At 31.3% G+C, this 24,839-nt stretch carries 23 protein-coding genes; 1 reads left to right on the forward strand and 22 read right to left on the reverse strand.

Annotated elements, in window-relative coordinates; genetic code table 11:
- Positions 1-23 precede the first annotated feature (23 nt).
- The 19 genes from ybeY to gpr form a co-directional block, all read right to left on the reverse strand.
- Positions 24-524 carry an rRNA maturation RNase YbeY gene (gene ybeY / locus BEE63_RS03070; RefSeq protein WP_066019984.1) on the reverse strand — a complete coding sequence of 167 codons (501 nt, stop codon included), beginning with the start codon at positions 522-524 and terminating at the stop codon, positions 24-26.
- Positions 521-2,647, reverse strand: coding sequence for an HD family phosphohydrolase (locus tag BEE63_RS03075; protein WP_066019985.1), 2,127 nt, complete (start codon positions 2,645-2,647; stop codon positions 521-523). Before BEE63_RS03075 ends, ybeY begins: the two co-directional genes overlap by 4 nt.
- 57 nt (positions 2,648-2,704) lie before the next feature.
- Positions 2,705-3,835: a sporulation protein YqfD gene (gene yqfD / locus BEE63_RS03080; RefSeq protein ID WP_066019986.1), complete on the reverse strand. Its 1,131-nt coding sequence runs from the start codon at positions 3,833-3,835 to the stop codon at positions 2,705-2,707.
- Positions 3,825-4,157 (reverse strand): sporulation protein YqfC, encoded by a 333-nt coding sequence (gene yqfC / locus BEE63_RS03085; protein WP_431732474.1) that lies wholly within the window; start codon positions 4,155-4,157, stop codon positions 3,825-3,827. The genes yqfD and yqfC overlap by 11 nt, the downstream gene beginning before the upstream one ends.
- A gap of 81 nt (positions 4,158-4,238) precedes the next feature.
- Entirely contained in the window at positions 4,239-4,688 is a 450-nt protein-coding gene (locus BEE63_RS03090) for a GatB/YqeY domain-containing protein (protein WP_066019988.1), read from the reverse strand.
- 20 nt (positions 4,689-4,708) lie between these two features.
- Positions 4,709-4,885 carry a 30S ribosomal protein S21 gene (rpsU, locus tag BEE63_RS03095; protein WP_010964600.1) on the reverse strand — a complete coding sequence of 59 codons (177 nt, stop codon included), beginning with the start codon at positions 4,883-4,885 and terminating at the stop codon, positions 4,709-4,711.
- A 169-nt stretch (positions 4,886-5,054) separates the two neighbouring features.
- Positions 5,055-5,396: a histidine triad nucleotide-binding protein gene (locus BEE63_RS03100; protein ID WP_066019989.1), complete on the reverse strand. Its 342-nt coding sequence runs from the start codon at positions 5,394-5,396 to the stop codon at positions 5,055-5,057.
- A gap of 54 nt (positions 5,397-5,450) precedes the next feature.
- On the reverse strand, positions 5,451-6,755 hold the full coding sequence (mtaB, locus tag BEE63_RS03105) for a tRNA (N(6)-L-threonylcarbamoyladenosine(37)-C(2))-methylthiotransferase MtaB (RefSeq protein ID WP_066019990.1): 1,305 nt from the start codon (positions 6,753-6,755) through the stop codon (positions 5,451-5,453).
- Positions 6,755-7,507 carry an RsmE family RNA methyltransferase gene (locus BEE63_RS03110; RefSeq protein ID WP_066019991.1) on the reverse strand — a complete coding sequence of 251 codons (753 nt, stop codon included), beginning with the start codon at positions 7,505-7,507 and terminating at the stop codon, positions 6,755-6,757. Before BEE63_RS03110 ends, mtaB begins: the two co-directional genes overlap by 1 nt.
- 17 nt (positions 7,508-7,524) lie before the next feature.
- Positions 7,525-8,460, reverse strand: a complete 936-nt coding sequence (prmA, locus tag BEE63_RS03115) for a 50S ribosomal protein L11 methyltransferase (protein ID WP_066019992.1) — start codon at positions 8,458-8,460, stop codon at positions 7,525-7,527.
- A 137-nt stretch (positions 8,461-8,597) separates the two neighbouring features.
- The gene (gene dnaJ, locus BEE63_RS03120) at positions 8,598-9,728 is read right to left on the reverse strand and encodes a molecular chaperone DnaJ (RefSeq protein ID WP_066019993.1); all 1,131 of its coding nucleotides are present in this window, start codon (positions 9,726-9,728) and stop codon (positions 8,598-8,600) included.
- A gap of 132 nt (positions 9,729-9,860) precedes the next feature.
- Positions 9,861-11,729 carry a molecular chaperone DnaK gene (gene dnaK, locus BEE63_RS03125; protein ID WP_066019994.1) on the reverse strand — a complete coding sequence of 623 codons (1,869 nt, stop codon included), beginning with the start codon at positions 11,727-11,729 and terminating at the stop codon, positions 9,861-9,863.
- Between the two features lie 20 nt (positions 11,730-11,749).
- Complete coding sequence (gene grpE / locus BEE63_RS03130; RefSeq protein ID WP_066019995.1) at positions 11,750-12,397, reverse strand: nucleotide exchange factor GrpE; 648 nt, start codon at positions 12,395-12,397, stop codon at positions 11,750-11,752.
- Positions 12,398-12,413: 16 nt separating this feature from the next.
- Positions 12,414-13,448, reverse strand: a complete 1,035-nt coding sequence (hrcA, locus tag BEE63_RS03135) for a heat-inducible transcriptional repressor HrcA (RefSeq protein WP_066019996.1) — start codon at positions 13,446-13,448, stop codon at positions 12,414-12,416.
- 184 nt (positions 13,449-13,632) lie between these two features.
- Positions 13,633-14,760, reverse strand: coding sequence for a radical SAM family heme chaperone HemW (gene hemW, locus BEE63_RS03140; protein WP_066019997.1), 1,128 nt, complete (start codon positions 14,758-14,760; stop codon positions 13,633-13,635).
- A 1,281-nt stretch (positions 14,761-16,041) separates the two neighbouring features.
- Positions 16,042-17,850: a translation elongation factor 4 gene (lepA, locus tag BEE63_RS03145; protein ID WP_066019998.1), complete on the reverse strand. Its 1,809-nt coding sequence runs from the start codon at positions 17,848-17,850 to the stop codon at positions 16,042-16,044.
- Between the two features lie 103 nt (positions 17,851-17,953).
- Positions 17,954-18,469: a hypothetical protein gene (locus BEE63_RS03150; RefSeq protein WP_066023142.1), complete on the reverse strand. Its 516-nt coding sequence runs from the start codon at positions 18,467-18,469 to the stop codon at positions 17,954-17,956.
- Between the two features lie 52 nt (positions 18,470-18,521).
- Positions 18,522-19,598 (reverse strand): stage II sporulation protein P, encoded by a 1,077-nt coding sequence (locus BEE63_RS03155; protein WP_066019999.1) that lies wholly within the window; start codon positions 19,596-19,598, stop codon positions 18,522-18,524.
- Between the two features lie 53 nt (positions 19,599-19,651).
- Complete coding sequence (gpr, locus tag BEE63_RS03160) at positions 19,652-20,632, reverse strand: GPR endopeptidase (RefSeq protein WP_066020000.1); 981 nt, start codon at positions 20,630-20,632, stop codon at positions 19,652-19,654.
- A gap of 641 nt (positions 20,633-21,273) precedes the next feature.
- Here gpr and rpsT point away from each other — a divergent pair.
- The gene (rpsT, locus tag BEE63_RS03165; protein WP_066020001.1) at positions 21,274-21,540 is read left to right on the forward strand and encodes a 30S ribosomal protein S20; all 267 of its coding nucleotides are present in this window, start codon (positions 21,274-21,276) and stop codon (positions 21,538-21,540) included.
- Positions 21,541-21,710: 170 nt separating this feature from the next.
- Here the strand turns inward: rpsT and holA are convergent, their stop codons facing one another.
- The 3 genes from holA to BEE63_RS03180 are packed head-to-tail and all read right to left on the reverse strand — an operon-like array spanning position 21,711 to position 24,783.
- On the reverse strand, positions 21,711-22,742 hold the full coding sequence (gene holA, locus BEE63_RS03170) for a DNA polymerase III subunit delta (RefSeq protein ID WP_066020002.1): 1,032 nt from the start codon (positions 22,740-22,742) through the stop codon (positions 21,711-21,713).
- Positions 22,739-24,490: a ComEC/Rec2 family competence protein gene (locus BEE63_RS03175; protein WP_081312454.1), complete on the reverse strand. Its 1,752-nt coding sequence runs from the start codon at positions 24,488-24,490 to the stop codon at positions 22,739-22,741. The genes holA and BEE63_RS03175 overlap by 4 nt, the downstream gene beginning before the upstream one ends.
- On the reverse strand, positions 24,487-24,783 hold the full coding sequence (locus tag BEE63_RS03180; protein WP_066020003.1) for a hypothetical protein: 297 nt from the start codon (positions 24,781-24,783) through the stop codon (positions 24,487-24,489). The genes BEE63_RS03175 and BEE63_RS03180 overlap by 4 nt, the downstream gene beginning before the upstream one ends.
- Positions 24,784-24,839 lie beyond the last annotated feature (56 nt).

Here is a 24,839-nt window from a genome sequence, read left to right on the forward strand (position 1 = left end):
TCATCACCCTAAATCCTAAAATTTTATCTTAATATATCAAAATGAGTTAGTATTTCTTCTTCTCTTTTTCGCATTCTCGTTTTATCACTTTCAATCATATGATCATATCCCATAAGATGAAGTACAGAATGAACAGTTAAATATAGAACTTCCCTTTCAAAAGAATGACCATATTCCCTTCTCTGTTCCTCTGCTCTTTCAAGTGACAGTGCAATATCGCCTATTACAAGATTGCCATCATCAAAATATTCATCACTAAAATCACATTTTTTATAAACTTCTTTAAAAACTTTATCAGCATCATATTCAATCATTGGAAATGAAAGCACATCTGTTGCTCTATCAACATCCCTATTTTCTTTATTTATTTTTCTTATAGTTTCATTATCTACAAATATTACCGAAACTTCATAGTCTATTTTTACGCCCTCTTCTTTTAAGGCATAATCTATAACATCACATATAGTCTTTTTTAATTCTTCGCTGACTTCAATCTTATCCTGTCTGTTGTCTATGTATATCATAACCTAGCTCCTTTTACCTTTATTGCATTTTTGTCTTCACTTATTTTATCTTTACCCTCTTCAAGCCTTTTTTGTTTAAGTTTTTTGTTATCTGTAGGATACTCAATTCTCTGATGGTATATTCCAAGGAGAGACTTTAAAAATGCTTTTCTTATTTTTTGTATATCTCTCATAGTTAATTCACATTGATTTAGCTGTCCATCACTTAATCTAGCTTCGATTATATTATTTATCATTTCCTCTATTTTACACTGTGTTGGCTCCTGAATAGAACGTACAGCTGCTTCTACACTATCTGCAAGCATTATAATTGCCACTTCTTTACTCCTAGGAATAGGTCCCGGATACCTGAAATTTTCCTCTTTTATTTCATCTGGATTATCACTTGCATTTTTAAGCGTTAAGTAAAAATATTTTACAAGAGTTGTCCCATGATGCTGCTGTATTGCATCTTGTATAATTTGCGGCAACTTATATTCTTTTGCAATATCCACTCCATCTTTTACATGGGAAATTATAACTAAAGCACTTAAATTAGGATTTATTTTATCATGTGGATTTTTTATTCCAATCTGATTTTCCTTAAAGAAATACGGTCTTTTAAGTTTTCCTATATCATGGTAATATGCAGAAACCCTAGTTAATAATGCATTGCCGCCAACCTGTTCTACTGCTGCTTCTGCAATATTGGCTACAATTATACTATGATGATAAGTTCCAGGTGCTTCCATGAGCAGTTTCTTTATAAGTGGATGATTAGGATCTGAAAGTTCAAGGAGCTTTACATCCGTTACAACATCAAATATACTTTCAAATATAGGAAGAAAACCTATAGTTAATATTGCAGACATTATACCACCTATAAATACAAAAGCTGCTTTTTTAAAATTATCAAATAAATTGCTGCTGAGCAAAAATCCAATAGAAAAAGCCATTATAGCATTTATTATAGCTATAAAAAGTGCCGCATATATAGTATCATTTCTCTGTTTCATTTTTTTCAAAGTAGTACACGCAATTAAAGCACTCATAATTGCAACTATGGTAACCTCAATATTGAATCTACATGCTACCGAAATAAAAACACAATTAAGTACACCTTCAAAAAGTGCTATTCTGCTGTCCATAAGTAATATCATAAGCATAGGTGCACAGGCAAATGGTACTAAAAATGGCGAAATTATTTCTATAGATCTAGCAAGTACAATTGTAAATATATTCAATATACACAGCATTATAATTTTATTAGTTTGCTTGTATATGTCTTTGTAATATCTATTAATATAATATAACTGTAAAAATAAAACTACAGCCGTCATAACAGCAAGCATAATGTACATATACCAATTACTTAAACCGGAATTATTTAGAAGCCCTAAATCCTGTAAAATAGAAATTTCATTTTTTGTTACAGGTTCGCCTTCTCTTACAATTAGCTGATCCTTTTTTATAACTACATTTTCTACATTTTTAGCTACTTCGTTTTTTACTTCTTTAGTCTTTTTAAAATCCAAAAACATATTAGGCTGTACATAAGAATTCGCTATTGCTATACCAAGATCCGTAATGCTTCCTGAGAACTTCTCATTAGAAAATTGAGCCTCAATATTATTTTTAGCCCTTTTTGCATCAGCAGTACTGTCTTCCCTTATATCACCATTATAAGTATCCTTCATGGTTTTTATTATAAATTGCTGTAAAGTCTTTAAATCATCCTTATTTGTTTGTAAAATAGTGCTTATATTTTTATCTCCTATATCTGACTTTAAAGAACTCTTAAGCTGGCTCATCTTTTGATTATCATTGATATTTTCATCTTTAATTTTATTTATATTTGTAAAGTCATTGTTTATATCCTCTACAATATCAGATGCAACTTCAGATTTTTTTGTATACTGAATCCCAACCGAATCTACAGCTTGCTTTTTCCTTTCTTCCGTAGCTGCTGCATCGGTTACATCTCTAGTTGCCTTTATATCGCTTTTTGCAATATCACCTTCTTTTAATGAATACTGTCTCATATCAAGAGATGTAAGCAATATGCCATATATAATAGCAAAAACACTGAGAAAAGTAATTGTTCTTATAAATTTATTTTTTTTCATTAACTGAACTATTTTCATTTTATAATTCACCCTTTTGTTCCTTATACCTATCCCGAATATAAATAGTTTTTTTAGTTAATTATCTGCTATATCTTCTTCACACACTACTACGAGCGTTACTTTGCATACATTTCCGCTTACACTATAATCCGTTATCTTATCTACAACTTTAATATCCATATCAAAATCTTCTTTCATTTTGTCATATATCTTTTCTGATGTCTTACGTACAAGATCATCTTTATTACACTTTACTATTTTATCATTTACTTCATAATAAGTTTCAATCCCTATGGGATATTTATCATCTACTATTTTATCATACTTATCAAACTTAGTTTCACTTTTTTTCAAATAAAATTTTTTGCCCCCAATTATTACAAAATAATTTTTTGCCTGCCTACCAGTCCTTTTTCTTTCATGCTTAGTAAGCATAACTTTCGCAGAATTCTCATTAAAAGTTTTTGCTATTATTTTACCATTAGCATTAACTTTATATATATTGTCTTCCTTTCCTTCCTCACCTTTTATGAGCATTTGCCCCTTCTTTACTACATCACCTGGTTTAACAACAGCAGTTCCCGAAGTAGTATAAACTCTAAGTATCTGCCCCGACTTTTTTGCCAAAACATCTCCCGTTTCATTACTCTTTTTTACATCCGGTATTTCCTGTCTTTCAATTATTTTTACTTTTAGTTTAGATCCATAAATTCTAGCCCTTGCCCACATAATATTATTATTTTTCTGCATAAGCTGTTCTTCAATATTGTACACATTAAGGTTACTTTTTTTAATTCCCGGGGATATACCTATACTTTTTAAATCCTGCCTTACATCATAAGGTGCTATGTTCTTTTCGGTGGTTATGTCTATTTCCCATATGAATGTAGATAAATAGCATATACAAAACAAAAATGCAGCTATACCAAATAAAATTGAAATTCTATTTTTGAGCTTAAAAAGCAAAAATCCTATACCGTATCTTCCCACTACTTTTAGCTTTCCACCACTTGCCCTTGCTACTTTAACTGTTTTTTTATAATCCTTTAAAGGAATCTTAAATTGAATAAGATTGGCATTAAATCTCACTAAGTTCATTATTTCTATCTTACTTTTCCATGCTTTATTTATAAAGTTCTCTATATTACCTGTCCTAACTCGAACAACAATATAAGTATTTTTAAATCTTTCAAATTTAAAGTTCATTTCTATCATCCCCATAAACAATAGTTTTAAACTTGCCACTTAAAATTATGGTATTACCACTTATAAAAATAATTTCAAAATTAGTACCACTTATATTTATGATTCCAACTTCCGTATTTACTTTTATAAGTTTATCTGTAAATTCTATAATCCCCTTATAATTTTCAATAGTTATTTCCCCGTTACCAGTTACTGAAATATTTATTTTGGGAGTATACATCACAGCATCCCCTGGAAAGTCAAGTTTTTCTGCTACCATTTTTCTGAAATTATATAATTTATTTTTACTCATCCTCTCACCCTTAAACGCATACACTTTCATACTAATTTATGAATGTAAAAATCATTTAATTACCTCAAAAAATAAAAAAAGACCTGGATTTACCAGATCTTTTTAAATTTCTTATTTATTATTTAAAAACTCTTTTACAAGTTTGCTTATCATGGAACCATCTGCACGCCCTTTAACTTTTGGCATTAAAGCAGACATAACTTTTCCCATATCTTTTATGCTATTAGCTCCAACACTAGAAACTGCATCTTTAACTAAACTTCTAATTTCATCTTCAGTCAACTGCTGAGGAAGGTAATCCATTAAAATCTTAATTTCGGCATTAGTACTGTCAACTAAGTCCTGTCTATTACCTTTTTCAAACTCAACTAAAGCCTCTCGTCTCTGTTTAACTTCTTTCGCTAAAACTCCAACGATTTGTTCATCATTAAGTTTTACGCCATCAGTTTTTTCTACCTGCAAAATAGCAGCTTTAGCCATACTGATTACATTAGCCTTAAATTTATCTCTACTTTTAAGAGCACATTTCCAATCCTCTTGAAGTTTTTCTTTAAGGGACATTCACGTACCTTCTTTCAAAACTATTTAAACTTTCTTTTTCTAGCAGCTTCAGATTTTTTCTTTCTCTTAACGCTAGGTTTTTCATAATGTTCTCTCTTCCTTACTTCTGAAAGAACTCCTGCTCTAGCGCATTTTCTTTTAAATCTTCTTAAAGCGCTTTCCAAGGATTCATTTTCTCCAACTTTTATTTCTGACATCTATATCCCTCCCTCCGCTAGCACAATTCAAATTTGAAACGTAATGCAGCTAATTGGGCTAAATAACACACAAATTATTATACACCATGTAAAGCTGTACTGTCAATAAATTCACAATAATAAGGGCTTTACAAAAATATCATAGTGTTTCTAAATAAAAAAACATTTATTATTGTGGCCATGTGAATTTTGTCTTTGCTAATAGATGAAAATGAATATGAGGAACTGTTTGACCTGCAGCTTCACCACAGTTAGAAATAACCCTGAATCCATCTTTATCAATACCAAGCTCTTTAGCTATTTTAGATATTACTTCAAACACATGTCCTATAAGCTCACTGTTATCTGAATTTACATCATTCAAACTTGATATATGCTTTTTAGGTATTACAAGCACATGTACGGGAGCTATAGGATTTATATCCTTAAATGCAAGCACCTTATCATCCTCATAAACTTTAGATGATGGTATTTCTCCCTTTACTATTTTACAGAATACACAATCGTCCATATTTTCACCCCCTTGTAAATATATTCAACATAATCATTACTATTTCCTCTATTTTTAATTCACTAATTCTCCTCGTAAGTGGTTATCTTTAAAGCTCATTAGTTTTACTTTGAGTATTTTTTTAGATATATCCTCATCCGATTCCACTACTACTCTAATATAATTAGGCGTGTATCCCTCGTACAAATTATAGTGATTTTCAAAATTTTTCTCAAACAAGACCTTCATTTCTCTGCCCAAAAATCCGGTCATAAATTTCTCTTCATTTATTTTATCAAGCTCAATAAGCCTTGCACTTCTAGCTTCTTTCACCTTGCCATCAATTTGATTTTTCATTGCTGCAGCTTTAGTGCCTTCTCTTGGTGAATACTTAAATATATGCATCTTTGAAAGATGAATTTCACGGAGAAAATCATATGTTTCTTGAAATTCTTCATCGGTTTCTCCTGGAAAACCCACTATTACATCAGTAGTTATAGAAACATCTTTTATATTCTCTCTAAGCTTATTCACTATAGCTTTATATTCCTCTGCCGTATACCTTCTATTCATTCTCTTCAAAGTTTCTGTGCATCCACTCTGCAAAGAAAGATGAAAATGGTGACACAATTTTTTCATATTTTTAATTTTTTCTATTGTTGCATCATCAAAAAAGCGCGGCTCTATAGAACCTATTCTTATTCTTTCAATTCCATCAATTTCTTCTGCTTTCTCTATTATATCCATAAGGTTCCAATCTTCTTTTAAATCAACACCATATGAAGCTATATGTATACCTGATAATATAATTTCTTTAAAACCATGTGCCGCAAGCCTTTTCATTTCACTTATAACTTTACTTGGTTCTTTACTGCATACTCCTCCTCTTGCATATGGTATTAAGCAGTATGAACAAAATCTATTACATCCATCCTGTATTTTTAAAAATGCTCTAGTTTTATCCTGATATTCATCTATATTTAAATCCTCAAATTTCTTATCTCTAAAAACATCCTTAACATTTACTATCTGCTTTTTTTCATCCATAAATTCATTTACGTAATCGATTATGTCCCCTTTATTTCTAGTTCCAAGTACAATGTCTACACCATCTATTTGAGACACCTTTTGAGGTTCTACTTGAGAATAACATCCAACAGCGGCTATAACTGCATCTTTATTAAGCTTTCTAGCCTTACTTATCATCTGCCGTGATTTTCTGTCTCCCATATTAGTTACAGTACAAGTATTTATTACATAAACATCAGCTTTTTCATCATGATTTACAATCTCAAATCCAGATTTTAAGAACTTTTCTGCCATAGCTTCACTTTCATAAGCGTTAACTCTGCATCCTAAAGTAATAAAAGCAACTTTCATTATATTTTTCCTCCAATATCGGACAATTCATACATAATTAATGAATTACAAACTAAACCGGCTGTTTCAGTCCTTAAAATTCTAGGTCCAAGGGTAATTATATATGCTCCTACAGACTTTAATTTATCTATTTCAGCTTCTTCGAAACCGCCTTCAGGTCCTATTATTATTGCTGCATTTTTAATTGAATCTTTATCAATATTCTGAAGAACCTTTTTAAGTCCTATTTCTTCTTGATTTTCATAGGGAACAAGTATTAAATCCATATCTTTAAGTTTTTCAAGCATTTCATCAAAGCTTAGAATAGGTTTAACTTCAGGTATTATACTCCTTTTACTCTGCTTTGCTGCCTCAAAAGCTATTCTATTCCATCTTTCGAGCTTCCTCTTGTCATCTTTCTCTTTTTTAACAACTACTCTTTCCGTAATAACAGGTATTATTTCTTTTATTCCAAGCTCGCAATTTTTTTGAACTATAATATCCATTTTAGCTGCTTTGGGAAATCCCTGATAAAGATATACGTTTAAAGGACTTTCGTTATTTATATCAAGCTTCTCTATTATTTTAACCTTAACACACTCTTTATTTATATCTTCAATTTCTCCAAGGAATTCATGACCAATGCAATCATTGATACTTACCTTTTCTTTGATTTTAAGCCTAAGCACCTTATATATATGCTTCACATCATCTCCATATATATAAGCAGTGCTTTCATGAATATTTTCTGCTCCCACGAAAAATTTATGCATTTTAAAAAAACACTCCTTTATAGTTTAGCAACTATACAAATCCATTCTCCTTGATTGTTAACTTCAACTATTTCAAATTTATTTTTCTTTAAATTCTCTATAACCTCTTCTGCTCTATCTTTAATTATACCAGAAGATATGAAATGTCCTCCAGGCTTTAAGAATTTTTTTATATCTGGAATTAAAATATTTATTACATCAGCTATTATATTAGCGACAATAATATCACCTTTTCCATTAACAACTTCCATTAAATCTCCATGGAGTATTTCTATATTGTGGACATCATTGTATTCAATATTCTCTTTTGCTGCCTTTACTGCAACTGGATCTAAATCAACACCTGTTACATGCTTAGCTCCCAATTTTGCAGCGGCTATAGCTAAAATTCCCGAACCAGTTCCTATATCAAATACTTCACTGTCATCTTCTACATACTTTTCAAGAGCTTGAATACACATCCTTGTTGTTTCGTGTGTTCCTGTTCCAAATGCCATTCCAGGATCCATAGTAAGCATAAGCTCATAATCCTTTGGAGTATACTCTTCCCATATTGGTCTAACAACAACTCTAGCACCAACTTTAGTAGGTTTATAGTATTTCTTCCAATTGTTTTCCCAATCAGTTTCGTTCACTTTATTTACAAATACTTTTCCTTCACCTTTATTTATACCGAACTCATGAAGGTTATTAATGCTTTCTTCTATGTATTTAATATTATCATCAAACTCATCATTATGTTTGTAATAAGCTTTAATTACAGCACCTTTTTTTACATTTAGAAGAGATTCATCGAAATAATCCCAATCTCCAGGATGTTTTCTCTTAAATTCAACATCATTGGAATCCTCAATAGATATCCCTTCAACTGGAGTATTATAGAGTATCCCCGTAACAGCTTCAACAGCCTCGCTGCTTGTTACTATACTCACTTCTAACCAATCTTTATCCATATATTTAATTCTCCTTTATGTATTTTAAGAAATAAATTTATAGGGAAACCATTTAAACCTGAAATTTATAAACATACCTTAGTAGCTATAGGCATATTCATAAACTGAGTTTAATTGAGTTTCCCTAATCTATATAGCTAAAAAAATCTCTTAAAACCAGACTTTTTTCCACTTTTAGTTTCTCCACTTGCCTCCATGAACATCTTTAAAGCTTCTTTTTGCTTTTCGTTCATATTCTTTGGAGTATCAACTATTACTTTTACATATTGGTTTCCTCTTCCAGAACCATTAACTTTCTGAACGCCCTTACCTTTTAATCTAAATACAGTTCCTGACTGCGTTCCAGCTGGGACAGTATACTTTACACCGCCATCTATAGTTGGTACAGTCATCTCAGTACCAAGGGCAGCTTTTGGAAAACTTATGTGAGTATCTATATAAATATCAAAGCCCTCTCTTTTAAACTGCTTACTAGGTAAAACTTTTATATTTATATATAAATCACCTGCTGGTCCTCCATTTTTGCCATGCTCACCCTGCCCCCTTAAAGGCATTACATTTCCATTGTCAACTCCTGCTGGCACTTTTACACTTATCTTTCTCTTTTTTCTTACATGTCCTGTTCCATGACAATCGTGGCATGGATCAGAAATTACTTTTCCGGTTCCACCGCATTTATCACAGGCTGACTGAGAAACAAAACTTCCAAGAGGAGTATTTCTTTGAACTCTTATAGTTCCAGTTCCACCGCACTTATCACAAGTCTTTGGCGAAGTACCTGGCTTTGCACCTGTTCCATTACAAGTCTCACAATTTTCACTTCTAGTTATATTTATAGATTTTTCTGTACCAAAAACAGCTTCCTCAAAAGTAAGATTTATAGAATATTCTATATCATTCCCTCGTTGAGGGGCATTTTTTCTTCTACTGCTTGAACCTCCACCTGAAAATCCGCCGCCAAAAAACGAGTTAAATATATCACCTAAATCTCCAAAATCTCCAAAGCCGCCTCCAGAGAAATCTCCAAAGCCACCGCCAGCTCCATTAAAATCTGCAGTTCCAAATCTATCATAATTAGCTTTCTTTTTAGGATCAGATAAAACCTGATAAGCTTCATTTATTTCCTTAAATTTTTCTTCTGCCTCTTTATTTCCACGGTTTTTATCAGGATGATATTTTATAGCAAGTTTTCTAAATGCTTTTTTTATTTCATCATCACTAGCGTCTTTTTTTAGCCCAAGCACTTCGTAGTAGTCTTTATTTGCCATCCCTTTCACCACCTAAATATTACACATAAACTTTTTAAAGCTCAAAATTAAGGGAAGGGTTTAGACCCTTTCCCTTAATTCTTTACTAACTTTCCTATACTATTATATACATAATTTAAATATTTTCAAATACTATTTATCATTATCTACTTTAAAGTCAGCATCTACTACATTGTCGTCAGAACCATTTGCATTTTGTGCTCCCGGGTTAGGATTTGCACCTGCTCCTGGGTTAGGTCCTGCATTAGGTCCTGCTTGTGCTCCACCGTTTTGTTGATATACTTTAGTTGTTACAGCATATAAAGCTTGAGTTAAATCTTCTGTTGCTTTCTTAATTGCTTCAGTGTCATTTCCGTCTTTAACTTTATTTAATGCTTCTTTCTTAGATTCTATATTTGATTTATCTTCAGCTGATACTTTATCTCCAAGATCTTTTAAAGCTTTGTCTGTCTGGAATACTATCTGATCTGCATTATTTTTAACATCGATAGATTCTTTCTTTTGCTTATCTTCTTCTGCAAATTTTTCTGCATCTTTTACAGCCTTATCTATTTCATCATCAGTTAAGTTTGTTGAAGCTGTTATTGTAACGTGTGATTCTTTTCCAGTTCCCTTATCCTTAGCTGATACATTTACTATACCATTAGCATCTATATCAAATGTAACTTCAATTTGTGGAACTCCTCTTGGAGCTGGTGCTATACCATCAAGAGTGAATCTTCCAAGACTCTTATTGTCAGCAGCCATTTTTCTTTCACCTTGAACTATATTGATTTCAACTGATGGCTGATTATCTGCTGCTGTTGAGAATACCTGGCTCTTTCTAGTAGGTATTGTAGTATTTCTATCTATTAAAGGAGTAGCAACTCCGCCTAAAGTTTCAATTCCAAGTGTTAATGGTGTAACATCAAGAAGTAATACGTCTTTTACATCTCCTGTTAAAACTCCAGCCTGAATAGCTGCACCAATAGCAACACATTCATCAGGATTTACTCCCTTTGATGGGTCTTTTCCAGTGTAATTTTTAACTGCTTCTTGAACAGCAGGAATTCTTGTTGAACCACCTACTAAAACTATTTTATCTATATCGCTTATTGAAAGTCCTGCATCAGCAAGTGCTTTCTTCATTGGCTCTATTGTATCTTGAACAAGTCCAGCAGTTAATTCATTGAATTTTGCTCTTGTTAAGTCCATGTCTATGTGCTTAGGACCTGTTGCATCTGCTGTTATGAATGGAAGATTTATATTTGTTTGTGTTGAAGATGATAATTCAATCTTTGCTTTTTCAGCAGCTTCTTTTAATCTTTGAAGTGCCATCTTATCATTTCTTAAATCAATTCCATTGCTCTTTTTAAATTCTTCTGCAATGTAATCCATAACCTTTTGGTCGAAATCATCTCCACCTAAGTGAGTGTTTCCGTTTGTTGATTTAACTTCGAAAACTCCGTCTCCAAGTTCTAGTACAGATACATCAAAAGTACCTCCACCTAAATCATAAACAAGAATCTTCTGGTTAGTATCCATTTTATCAAGGCCATAAGCAAGTGATGCTGCTGTAGGTTCATTTATTATTCTTAATACTTCAAGTCCTGCTATTTTTCCTGCATCCTTTGTTGCCTGTCTTTGGCTATCATTAAAATATGCTGGAACTGTTATAACAGCTTGAGTAACCTTTTCTCCTAAATAAGCTTCTGCATCTGACTTTAATTTTTGAAGAATCATAGCGGAAATTTCCTGTGGTGTATAATCCTTACCATCTATACTAACTTTATCAGAAGTTCCCATCTTTCTTTTTATTGATATTATAGTTTTATCTGGATTTGTGATTGCCTGTCTTTTTGCAACCTGTCCAACTAATCTTTCTCCATTTTTCTGAAAAGATACAACTGAAGGAGTTGTTCTTGCACCTTCTGAGTTAGCGATAACTGCTGGATCTCCACCTTCCATAACAGCTACACATGAGTTTGTTGTTCCTAAATCAATTCCTATTACTTTTGACATTATAAAAACCTCCTATATATTTAGTTGGCAACTTTAACCATACTATGTCTTAAAACTTTATTTCCTTTTTTATATCCTTTTTGAAGAACCTCAACTATTTCATTTTCTCCATAGTTTTCATCTTCAATATGCATAACTGCATTATGAAAATTAGGATCAAAACCTTCATCACAAGGTATTTCTTCAATACCTAATTTTTTAAGAGAACCTTTAAACTGCTTTATAACCATCTCTACACCCTTTTTCAAGTCTTCCGCACTGCCTTCTGCAGCAGTTGCTCTTTCAAGATTATCAAGTGTAGGAAGCATTTCATTTATTACATCACTACAGGCATCTGTATAAATGCCTTCTTTTTCCTTAGAAGTTCTATTTCTATAGTTTTGATATTCAGCATTTAACCTCATGAATCTATCTTTTGCAGCATCTAATTCATTATTTAATTTTTCATTTTCATCTTTGAATTTTTTATTATCTTTAATTAAATCTTCATTAGCTGCCTTGAGTTCATCTTCTATAGAAGCGCCTTCTTTTGCTTTGGAATCATCAGTTCCTTTTACTTTAGAATCTTTAACTTCCTCTTCAATGTTCTCTTCTTTGGAAGCATCTTCGGCAGAATTTACCTCATTTTTATCTTCCTTTGATAACTTCTTCTTATTTTTTTCTTTCATAAGCTCACCTCTTACTCTAATCAGTATTATTCATTTTATTTAAATTATCATTAACCTGGTTTACTACTTCCGTAATAACTTTAATTACTTTAGAATAAGGTATTCTCGTCGGTCCTATAATTCCTATAGTCCCGAGTGGTTTTCCATTAAAACTATATACAGAAGAAACAATACTAAAATCTTTAGCTTCTTCCATATTATTTTCATTACCAATATTCACGGTAATTCCACCAGAAATATTAAATAAGCTATCTAAAATTTGGCTATTATCAATTACAGATAAAAATTCCTTAGCCTTTTCAATATCCTTAAATTCAGGATAATTAAATATATTCATAGCCCCTTCTTTATAAACTTCAGTTGAATCTGCTTCCTTCAAGATATCATAAAGATTAGGCATTATGCTATCAAATATATGACCATATTCATTTAAATCTCTTTTAATATTGCTTATAACTTCAAGATTGATTTCTTCAATAGTAAGTCCTTTAAGCTTTGAATTTAAAATATTTGATACTCTCTCAAGATCCCTGTTACTAATGCCAGCATTAACTCTAATAATACTATTTTTAATTACGCTGGTATCAGTTACTAATACACACAAAATTATAGTCGGCTCTATATTTATTAAGCTTATTGTTTTTATGCAGCTTTTTTTAGCTGATAAAGATTTTACAACACATGTAAGCTTTGTCATCTCAGAAATCAAAGACATCGCTTGTTTTATAATCTTATCAATCTCATAAAGTGCACTGCTTATTATTTTACCCCTTATGAACATTTCTTCTTCTAAAGATATGCGAGGTATTTCCATAAGCTTATCAACATACAACCTGTAGCCCTTATCTGAAGGCTTTCTTCCAGAAGATGTATGGAGTTGTTCAATATAACCCATTTCTTCTAAGTCCGCCATTTCATTTCTTATGGTAGCAGAACTTATTCCAAGATTATAATTTTTAGCAATAGTCCTTGAACCTACTGGTTCACCATTATTTATATAGTCATTTATTATTGCCTGAAGAATCTTAAGTTTTCTTTCCTCCATTTCCATATCATCCACCTCTTTATTAGCACTCACTTCATTTGAGTGCTAATGACTATGTTTATAAAATATCATCTGACATTATCTTTGTCAACTTCACGCATTTTGATAAAAATATTTAATTTAGCTTTATAGCCCGTTTATCCATGTTTTATACTCTTTTTCTAAGTTTTATTAGCAATTAGTGCATATATCACTGCAATATAAAATCACACATTATGCTATTGGATACTTGAATGCCATATTCGGATAAAAACAGACGATTTTCATGAAAAATAAGCATTTTATCATCTGTATACTTTTTTATGACGTTACCGTAGACATCATCCATATTTACATTAAATCTTCTCTTAAATTCTTCTATTGAAACCCCTTTTGTTTTTCTAAGTCCCAAAAACATAAATTCTTCCATATTGTCCTTCAATGAATTTAAATGTTTTTCTACCACTACACTTTCATAATTCAATTTTTTCTTTATGTATTCTCTCACATTATCTTCGTTTCTATACCTTAAGCCCCTAAAATAGGAATGTGCTGAAGCACCGCAGCCTATGTAATCATTGAGTTCCCAATATATAAGATTGTGTCTACATTCCTTTCCTTTAATTGTAAAATTTGAAATTTCGTATTGATTATATCCGGATTCCTTTAAAAAATCACGTGCCAATACATACATCTGTCTCTCCGCTTCTTCACCTGGAAGCTTTAATTTTCCCTGCTCATTCATTTTATAGTAAGGTGTCCCTTCCTCAACTATGAGACTATAAGCAGATATATGCTCTGGCTTTAAGTGAGCTATATACTTTAACGTTTCCTTAAAATCTTCTACGCTCTGATCTGGAATTCCAAACATTAAATCAACATTTATATTTTCAAATCCTAATTCTCTAGCCAGTTTAAATCCACACGTAAAATCTTCTAAGCTATGTATTCTTCCAAGCTTTTTTAAAAGCCTATTTTGACACGCCTGTAGTCCTATACTTAATCTATTTACTCCCATATCCTTGAATATCTTCAATTTCTCTTCGTCAAATGAATTTGGATTACATTCAATTGTAAACTCAAAATCAGAAGTTCTCTTTACCTTTTTTAAAGTACGCGACAATATTTGAAGTGCTTCTACAGATAAATAGCTTGGCGTACCCCCTCCAATAAAAGCACTACTAAATTCTTTATTTTTAGCTACCTCTTCAATTTCTAGACACAATGCCTTTACATATGGTACCATATACTCTTCCATGCATGGATACGACGGGAAATCGCAATAAAGACACTTGCTCCTACAAAACGGTATGTGTATATATAAACCTAATTTATTCATCCAATGTTCCTTTCATTTTAGAGTAAATCAATGTAACTTTTCCTTTTTCATTTATAATAGTTAAAATATTATTTTATATATTATTAGATTTTCTAGAAAAAAGCGTCGGAAAATTATCCTCTTGTACTACACGGAACTTGGCAGGATACATCTACAGCCTTTCCCTATAATAAATCTATTATCGTCTTAAATTAACTCAAGCCTAAGTATTATAGTTCTTTTTCGTAGCAACGCGGAGAAAAACTTACCTTGCCTTTATTCCGGTAGAAGTAACAGTATTTTGGGAACGATTTAAATAAAACTCAATAAGTCTTGCTCCAAATTATAAAAAGACTTAGAAATTTTAATTTGTCTGAGCAATCCTCCCAGCGAGTTATTAAAATTTCTTAGTATTTTTATAATTTTGAGCTTAGACTTATGAATTCTATTTAACGTTCCAAAATACTGTTACTTCTACCCCATTTCTACTCGTTGAAATGTTCCCCTACACGTTATTAGATTTTCCATAGTGAAACGGCTGAAAATCATCCTTTTGTGTTACACAGAACTTGCCAGAATGTACCTCCTAACCTTTAACTATAATAAATCTATTATTGCCTAAAATTAACTCAAACTTAGGTATTATAATTCTTTCGTAGTAAAGCGAAGAAAAATTTACCTTCCCATTTCTACTCGTTGAAATGTTCTTCTATAAGTTATTAGATTTTCTATAGTGAAGCGGCGGAAAATCATCCTTTTGTATTACTACACGGAGCTTGCCATAATGTATCTCCAGCCTTTACCCATAATAAATCTATTATTGCCTAAAATTAACTCAAGCCTAGGTATTATAATTCTTTCGTAGCAAAGCGGAGAAAAATTTACCTTCCCATTTCTACTCGTTGAAATGTTCTTCTATAAGTTATTAGATTTTCTATAGTGAAGCGGCGGAAAATCATCCTTTTGTGTTACTACACGGAACTTGGCAGAATATATCTCCAGCCTTTACCCATAATAAATCTATTATTGCCTAAAATTAACTCAGGCCTAGGTATTATAATTCTTTCGTAGCAAAGCGGAGAAAAATTTACCTTGCCTTTATTTTGGGGAGAAGTAACAGTATTTTGGGAACGATTTAAATAAAACTCAATAAGTCTTGCTCCAAATTATAAAAAGACTTAGAAATTTTAATTTGTCTGAGCAAGCTTTCCAGCGAGTTATTAAAATTTCTTAGTATTTTTATAATTTGGAGCTTAGACTTATGAGCTTTATTTAACGTTCCAAAATACTGTTACTTCTCCCCTAATCATTTTTGAGTATCGACATAAATGCTTCCTGAGGGATTTCAACACTTCCTACCTGTCTCATTCTCTTTTTACCCTCTTTCTGCTTTTCAAGGAGTTTTCTCTTTCTTGAAATATCTCCACCGTAACATTTTGCAAGTACATCTTTTCTAAGAGCCTTTACAGTTTCTCTAGCTATTATCTTACTTCCAATTGCAGCCTGAATAGGAATTTCAAAGAGCTGTCTTGGTATTATTTCCTTTAACTTCTCAGCCATGTTTCTTCCTCTAGCATATGCTGTTTCACTTGGAACAATCATTGATAAAGCATCCACAACTTCACCATTTAGAATTATATCAAGCTTAACAAGCTCAGTTCTCATATATCCATCAAGTTCATAATCAAAAGAAGCATATCCCTTAGTTCTTGATTTAAGTGAATCAAAGAAATCGTATATAATTTCGTTAAGTGGTATTCTGTAATTTATCATTACTCTGGTAGTTTCTATATACTCCATGTCTATAAAAACACCACGTTTATTCTGGCACAGCTCCATTACAGCACCGACAAAATCGGATGGAGTTATTATCTGTGCTTTTACAACAGGCTCTTCCATATAGTCTATTTCTGTTGTTTCTGGAAGATTTGTAGGATTTGTTATTTCAAGCAATGTACCGTCAGTCTTTTTAACCTTATACACAACTGATGGCGCTGTCATAATTACATCAAGATTAAATTCTCTTTCAATTCTTTCCTCTATTATTTCCATGTGCAGTAATCCAAGGAATCCACATCTAAAACCAAATCCAAGAGCTATAGACGTTTCAGGCTCAAAATTAAGCGACGCATCATTAATTTGAAGTTTTTCAAGTGCTTCTTTAAGTTCATCGTACTTTGCACTATCTATAGGATAAATACCGCTGTATACCATAGATATAGCAGGTCTATAACCTTCAAGAGCTTCCTTTGCAGGATTATCAACTTCAGTTATAGTATCTCCGACTCTAGCATCTCTTACGTTTTTAATAGAAGCTGTTATATAACCAACATCTCCAGCTTTAAGTTCATTTGTCTTTAAATAGTTAGGTACAAAGACTCCAACCTCAGTAACTTCATATTGCTTATTGGTTGCCATGAGCTTTATCGTGTCGCCAGCTTTTACAGAGCCATCTTTAACACGTATATGACATACAACTCCTCTATAGCTGTCATAATATGAATCAAAAATAAGAGCTTTTAGAGGATTGCCTTCCTCACCTTCTGGTGCTGGAATTTTCTCTACCACTGCCTCAAGTACATCTTCAACATTAAGCCCAGTTTTAGCAGATATAAGTGGTGCATCACTAGCTTCTATTCCTATTACATCTTCAATTTCATCCTTTATTTCTTCCGGTCTGGCACTTGGAAGATCTATTTTATTAATTACAGGTACTACTTCAAGATCATGATCTACTGCCATATAACAGTTTGCAAGAGTTTGTGCCTGTATTCCCTGTGTTGCATCTACAACGAGCACTGCTCCTTCACAAGCAGCCAAACTTCTTGAAACTTCATAGTTAAAATCCACATGACCTGGAGTATCTATAAGATTTAATATATACTCTTCGCCGTCTTTTTCTCTTTTATATATAAGTCGCGCTGCCTGTGATTTTATAGTTATTCCACGTTCTCTCTCAATGTCCATATTATCAAGAACCTGAGCTTCCATTTCCCTCTTTGTAAGAGTTCCTGTAAGCTCAAGTAATCTATCGGCAAGCGTTGATTTTCCATGATCTATATGTGCAACTATGCAAAAGTTCCTTATATGTTTTTGTCTTTCACTTTGCATTTTATATCCCTCCAAATGTACAAGTCCTTTAAATTATAGCATATGTAAAAGGGTATTTGTCAACAATAACGCTTTTAAGCACTGAGCATATTATATAGGCTTATTATTTTTTCGAAAATACCTTATCTTTATAATATTCCACGAAATTTATTGTTCTCATTTTAAGCATGCCTATATCATCTCCTGTATAACTCATATAGTCATCAATCACTTCATAATAATCTCTAATTTTAGAATATAAATATGTCTTTTCATTTATAGCAGCTTCAGCTATACTTCTATTTACATACACCTTATAATTAAGTGTTTCAAATCTTATATCAAAGGGATTTGTACTATAAAGTATTCTAAATTTAGGCACATAAACTTTAGAAAGCATACTAAAATCATCTTTTTTGTTACTAACCTTTTTACTTTCACGTTCAAGTGCATCTAGATGTTTTTCCATGCTATCTAAATTATAATTATCAGATGCATTTCTATCATTCTCCTCACTTCTTTTTATATGAAGATCATTACAGTATATATCTCTATTAAGTTCAATGTTGTTTACTATTATAAACATAACAACACATATTATAATCAATACAAAAAATACCATTTTACATCTTTTCATCATATACAAAAAAGCACCTCCTATGTTAAGGATGTACTTTTTTTAAACTTTTTATTCATTTTTTGGCATTTAAATATTCTGCAATTATCCTTGCCAGGTATTTACTAGTCGCCTTTGCTTCATCAATAGTATTTATATCAGAACCAACTTCCAGTAAAAATGCATTGTTACTTTTATTCTGATTAAAATAATTTGTACCATAATCATAATAATATATTCCGTTAAAAATCCCGGGGAAATCTTTATTGCATATAGACACAAGACCGTTAACCATAGCAATATTTTTATCGTAATGCGGATTTTTTCTTGCCATAACGAACATAAATTTAGCCACATTTTCGCCGTTTATTGTAGCCGTAACAGCCTTTTTATCTACTCCCGAATCTCTATGCATATCTATTATCATTTTAAAATCGCCATACTGCTTTAAGTATTTATCCAGAGTTTCGCCTGACCTTGTATAACTTTTATTGTATGCCACAACATTATGAACCGTCTTATCATTTATAGCATATATACCATAATTTTGTCCAAGCTCTCTAGCTAGTTCATCGCCTACTGCACACACATTTTTAGTATCATCAAGTGTATCTGGAGTCGCAGGTTTATAAGCTTCTGTAGTATGAGAATGATATATTAAAACCTCAGGCTTTGATTTATCAAGTGTCTTTTTAAATTTAGGATCATACACATTTGCTTCTGAGGTCTTCTGTCTTTGATCTTTTACATTATTATCCGTATTTTTAACCACATCACTATCGTTTAAACTAAATTCATCACCAGAAGTTTTAACTTTATCTTGAGGTAACTTGCCACCTAAAAATGACATTTCCCTTGAAACTATGTTTTCTGGATGATTGATATCAATTCCAACAATACCAAAGCATAAATTCTTTAAAGAATAAGCATTTTCCGCCATATCCTCCGCATCAAAATTTGATACTTTTATAGATGGGAGCGTATAATTTATTATCTGAACGTAAATCATATTTTTTTTCTCATATTTTTTATTCTTATCTTTACCTATAAGACTGATCAAACTTATAAATAAAATTAAGAATATAAAAATAAACATTCCGAGCTTAAAATCAAATTTATCTTTATCTTTGTTTATCACTTTATTAAATATCATTATATCCCCTCCACCATAAATATATTAAAAACAGTAGAGGTTTATTCTAAAAATTAACCAATAAAACTATTTATCTCATCAAGTTCAAGCGCAGGCTGAAGCGCCATATTTATACCTGATGCTATGACTTTAGAAAGTGATTCCATAACCATATCAACTTCCTTAGGAGTAACTAGAAGTTGACCTACATATGGGTTTAATATTTCATGGATAAGCTGTTCCTTTTCGTCATTATCTATTGCCTTTAGCATATTATAAAAATTACTTCCTTTATCCGAATACTCCTTCATTTTGTCAATGACTATCTCTATAGTGTCATTTGCCATAGTAGCTGCATCCACTACCGTTGGTACTCCAACTGCTATGACAGGAATGCCAAGAGTTTTTTCACTTATTTCCATTCTCCTATTTCCAATACCTGATCCAGGTGATATTCCAGTATCTCCAATCTGAATAGTCGAATTTACCCTTTCCATTTTTCTTGCAGCTAATGCATCTATACATATTACTAGATTAGGTTTAACATTTTCTACAATACCTCGTAATATTTCACCTGTTTCCATTCCTGTAATTCCAAGAACACCAGGGGCTATAGCACACACAGGACGTATTCTTTCATCAATACTATCAGGAACATATTTTTTTAAGTGTCTTGTAACCATAAGTCCATCTACAGCTTTAGGACCTAAGGAATCAGGCGTTATATTCCAATTACCAAGACCAACTACCAGTGCTGTCATACTCTCATTAAAATCAAATTTTTTTATAACTTTAGAAAGTTCATCTGCAAAAGCCTTACTTACATCTTCCATAATATTAGCATCGTACATTGTAAGTTTTGGTATGTCTAAAGTCACATATGTACCTTTAGGCTTTCTTATAATTCTTTCTCCTTCATCATTTAACACATTAACTGTGGTTATTTCTATATCTTTTACTTTTCTAGTATCAACCTTTACACCATTTTCTTTTTCCTCGCTGCCACAGTACATTTCTCTTGCTTCTACTGCAAGATCCGTTCTAACACTATACATAAAATTTTCACTCCTCTCTGAAACATATTTTTACCCCTTTTATCATTAAGTATTCTATTGCGAATTAACATTGATTTGTAACGTTAAAAAAATTCTATAAATCTAAGATGGAAAAATCGTAAAATACTAAAATATTTCAATAACTCGCTGAAAAAATTCCTCCGTACCTACGGAATTTTGGGCATGAATTGCATAGATTTAATTTGATATATATATTATTTGATATTTAATAGAATAATACACAAAGTTCATTATTCTTCTATAACAATGTATTATAGTATTTTTCGTAGTGAAGCGGAGAAAAATATTCCTTGCCTTTATTCTAAGCGAAGTAACAGTATTTTGGGAACAATTTAAATAAAACTCAATAAGTCTTGCTTCAAATTATAAAAAGACTTAGAAATTTTAATTTGTCTGAGCTGCTTTTTAGCGAGTTATTAAAATTTCTTAGTATTTTTATAATTTGAAGCTTAGACTTATGAGCTTTATTTAACGTTCCAAAATACTGTTACTTCGCAATTTTTAAATTGCACTTGAAGATTGCCTATATTAATGTTATAATATCATTTGTTAATAATGTGGCATAATGCAGATTTTCAAAAACTGCTCGCATATACAAAACTGCAAGGTGGTGAAAAAGAATGGCAAATATTAAATCAGCTAAAAAGAGAATAAAAGTAATTGAAACTAAAACTCTTAGAAATAAAATGATTAAATCAGCTTTAAAAACTTACATAAAGAAGTTTGATGCTGCTTTCGATGCAAAAAATGTTGAAGAAGCAAAAACTGCTTTCGTTACTGTAGCTAAAGCCTTAGATATGGCTGCTTCAAAGAACATAATTCACAAGAATAAAGCTGCAAGAAAAAAATCAAGATTAGCTTTAAAGTTAAATTCTTTAAACGCATAAAAAAGACCGGTTAAGCCGGCTTTTTTTTATTTCCTATATTTAATAACATACTACAAAATGCTTAGAATATTATGAAATTGCTGCTGTGAAAAATTATTACAACACAACAAATCAAAAGATTGGCGGTATTTGATTTAGAAGAATAATGGGTACTTGACCCAAACCTCGTGTTAGATAATAGCTATATTTATAATCAATGTCTCCATCTTAAACTTAGGGTCTTTAGAGACACTCTTAAGTTCCTTTTCCGTATTAAGACATATCTCTAACGCTTTAAGTATTTTTTTCATGCTAAATCTCTTACATTCATTCATCATTTTCTCACACACATATGGATTTAATTTAAGTTCACGTGAAAGGATTTCCTTAGTCTTTCCGCTTTCAATGCCAACTTTTATGCTGAGCATAAGCTTGAATTGCCTTTCTATCATATAAAGTATGCTGTTTGCTTTGACACCCTTGTACATTATTTCATTTAAAACCGTCACAGCCATTTCAGGTCTTGACTGCGATATGTAATCCACCAAATTAAAAATATCGTCATTTTCATTTGGCTGCAAGATTTTATCTATGTCCTGTTTTGTTATTTCCCTATCTAAAGTATAGCAGCATAATTTTTCAACTTCATTGTATATAATGTCCATATTATTATCCACTTTGCTGCAAAAATAATTTAATTCTGTTTTTCCTATAGGCTTTTTCTTTTCCTGAAATACCTCTTTTACTTTTTTCTGCAGCTGCATACCTCTAAGCTTGGAGAATTCCACCACACATGCCTTTTTATCAAATTTTCTAACCTTATATGAAGGTTTCTCCCTTGGATTATCAAATACATAGTACAATATTAAAATACAGTATTCCGGTATATTAGTCACATATTTTTCTATACTTTTAATAAGCTTATCATAATTCTTATTTGAACCATTTGAATTATCACTTAAAAAATCAGCTCTATATACAACAACTACTCTTTTTTCACTCATAAATGGAACAGTTTCACAAGCATTCATTATTTCATCAAACTCTATATTATTTCCATCAAATGTACTGTAATTTAAAGTCTCAAAGCTTGCATCAACAGATTTTTTGAGTATTTTATTTATATCTTCCTTCATAAGCTTTTCATTAAAACCGCACATTACATATACGTTATTAATTTTGTTTCTATTTATATTCTCTTCTAACTCAGTATAATTAATCATTTTTCCCACCCTTTAAAAACCAAAACTTTTCCATTTATAACTTTTATTGATGCCTTAACTCCAAGAAAAGAGTATTTGCTATAATTACCGAATTTTATTATACCATAATGATGCAAATAAAAACCCTTATAATATATACTATCACCCGATATATAAGCTATTTCTCTATTTTTAAAGTAAATTTTAGCCCCATTTTCCCAAAATATTTCATACATGCTTCTGTTTATTCTTAAAAGCTTGTTATTCTTTACAGTAATTATCCTATTAACTCCCAAACTACTTAGCATGTTTTCTTTTTGACTTTTCTTCTTTATCATGTAATTTGTAATTAAATCTGCACTATCCCTATATCTAACTATAATTGCATTCTTATTATTTATATTAACACAATTTATTTCCGGGAAGTAATGATATGTATTTATTATAATTCCCAGAGACAACAGAATGGGTAAATACTTAAATTTTCTATAACCTTTTATTGTGAGCATAAAACTAAAAATCATAACAGTTAAAGAAATACTCGTAAATTCGGACATATACATCATTGGTGGAGTAGCCTTTAAAGCAACCTTAATAAGCCCGTCACAGCTTTTTAGAAGTATATTAAGGAAATAGCACAAAATATTGAATACTGGCTCTATTTTATAAGTTAATCCTCCAAGATTTCCTAGAATAATAACAACCGAATATATAGGAACTATAATTAAATTACCAAGAATAAATCCTCCACTGAAAGTTTTTAATACAATTCCAGCATAAGGTACAGAAAAAACCTGTGCACTTAAAGTCAAGCTTATACTTTCATTAAGCTTTTGTGGCAGCTTATATAACGCCCTTGATATTTTCTTATAATACAGAAGGATACCTATAGTTGCTAAATAGGACAGCACTGCTCCTATATTGAAAATATAATACGGCTTAAAAATCAGCATTAGTATACCTGACAGTGCAATTGATGAAAGTGAATCATAATTTTTATAGACTTTTACTGAAAGCTTCAAAATAAAAATCATTATAAAAGCCCTCATTGTTGCCGGAAGACAACCTGTAAATATAACGTAAAATAGTGACACTACAATAGCCGAAATAAGTCCTATAGTTTTTTCCAAAAGTCCATAAATTACTGCCAGATGCATACCAGACACACTTACAGCATGTATTATTCCAAGTTTCTTAAGTTCGTTCTTATCATCTCCGCTTAAATTAGAAGTATCTCCAAAGCATAAAGACATGATTATGCCTGATCTATTCTTACTCATGTGTGAACAATAATTTTCATATATTTCACTTCTAATATCATACATTTCAGTTACAATATCAGATTTATATGACTGAACCTTATCAATGTGCAAAGTTCCTATAGTACCACTGCCGTAATCCATGGACTTTTCATATGTACCTTTTATTCTTATTATTTCTCCCAGTTTTACATTAATATTTTTTCCATAAATATTTATATTTCTACCTTTATAGCTGCCAGTTAAATAATACCCACTTTTTCCATTCACTCTTACACTTACTAACTTTCCACTTTGTATACTGAGATTAAAATATTGAACGCAGGCTACAAATCCAATTATAAAAAAACATAGATTGATAAAAAAGAAATATTTTCTATTAGTAAAAAACATTATAACGAAAAAAGATGCAGCCATAACTGCACCAATTAAAATATAATTTTTCAAAAAAGCAGCTGTTAAAATTCCTAATATAATACTTACAAAATAAAAAACAAGTGGTCGCTTCATCTTGTTCTATTATGCTGATACCCACGCATATTAAGTGAATCAGGAATATTCATAGGCTTCTCGCTTTCGCTGCGGTCGATGGAAACATAAAATTTTATCATGGCATCCTCAATTTGTACATCTTTAACCTGAGGTATGCCTTCTCTTCCTTTTGTCTTAAAATAGTTATTTGCAAAATCATTTGAAGTTTCTTTATTTATATCTTCATAACTAAACAAAAAATCCTTCTTAGGTACAATTAAGCACATAACATCTCTATCTTTACCGAAACTCTCATATACATTATCAAACATACCAATGCACCTCCATTGGTATTTTAACCAAATCATAATCACATTAATCAAAATAC

The sequence above is a fragment of the Clostridium pasteurianum genome, from assembly GCF_001705235.1.
GTDB classification, from domain to species: domain Bacteria; phylum Bacillota; class Clostridia; order Clostridiales; family Clostridiaceae; genus Clostridium_S; species Clostridium_S pasteurianum_A.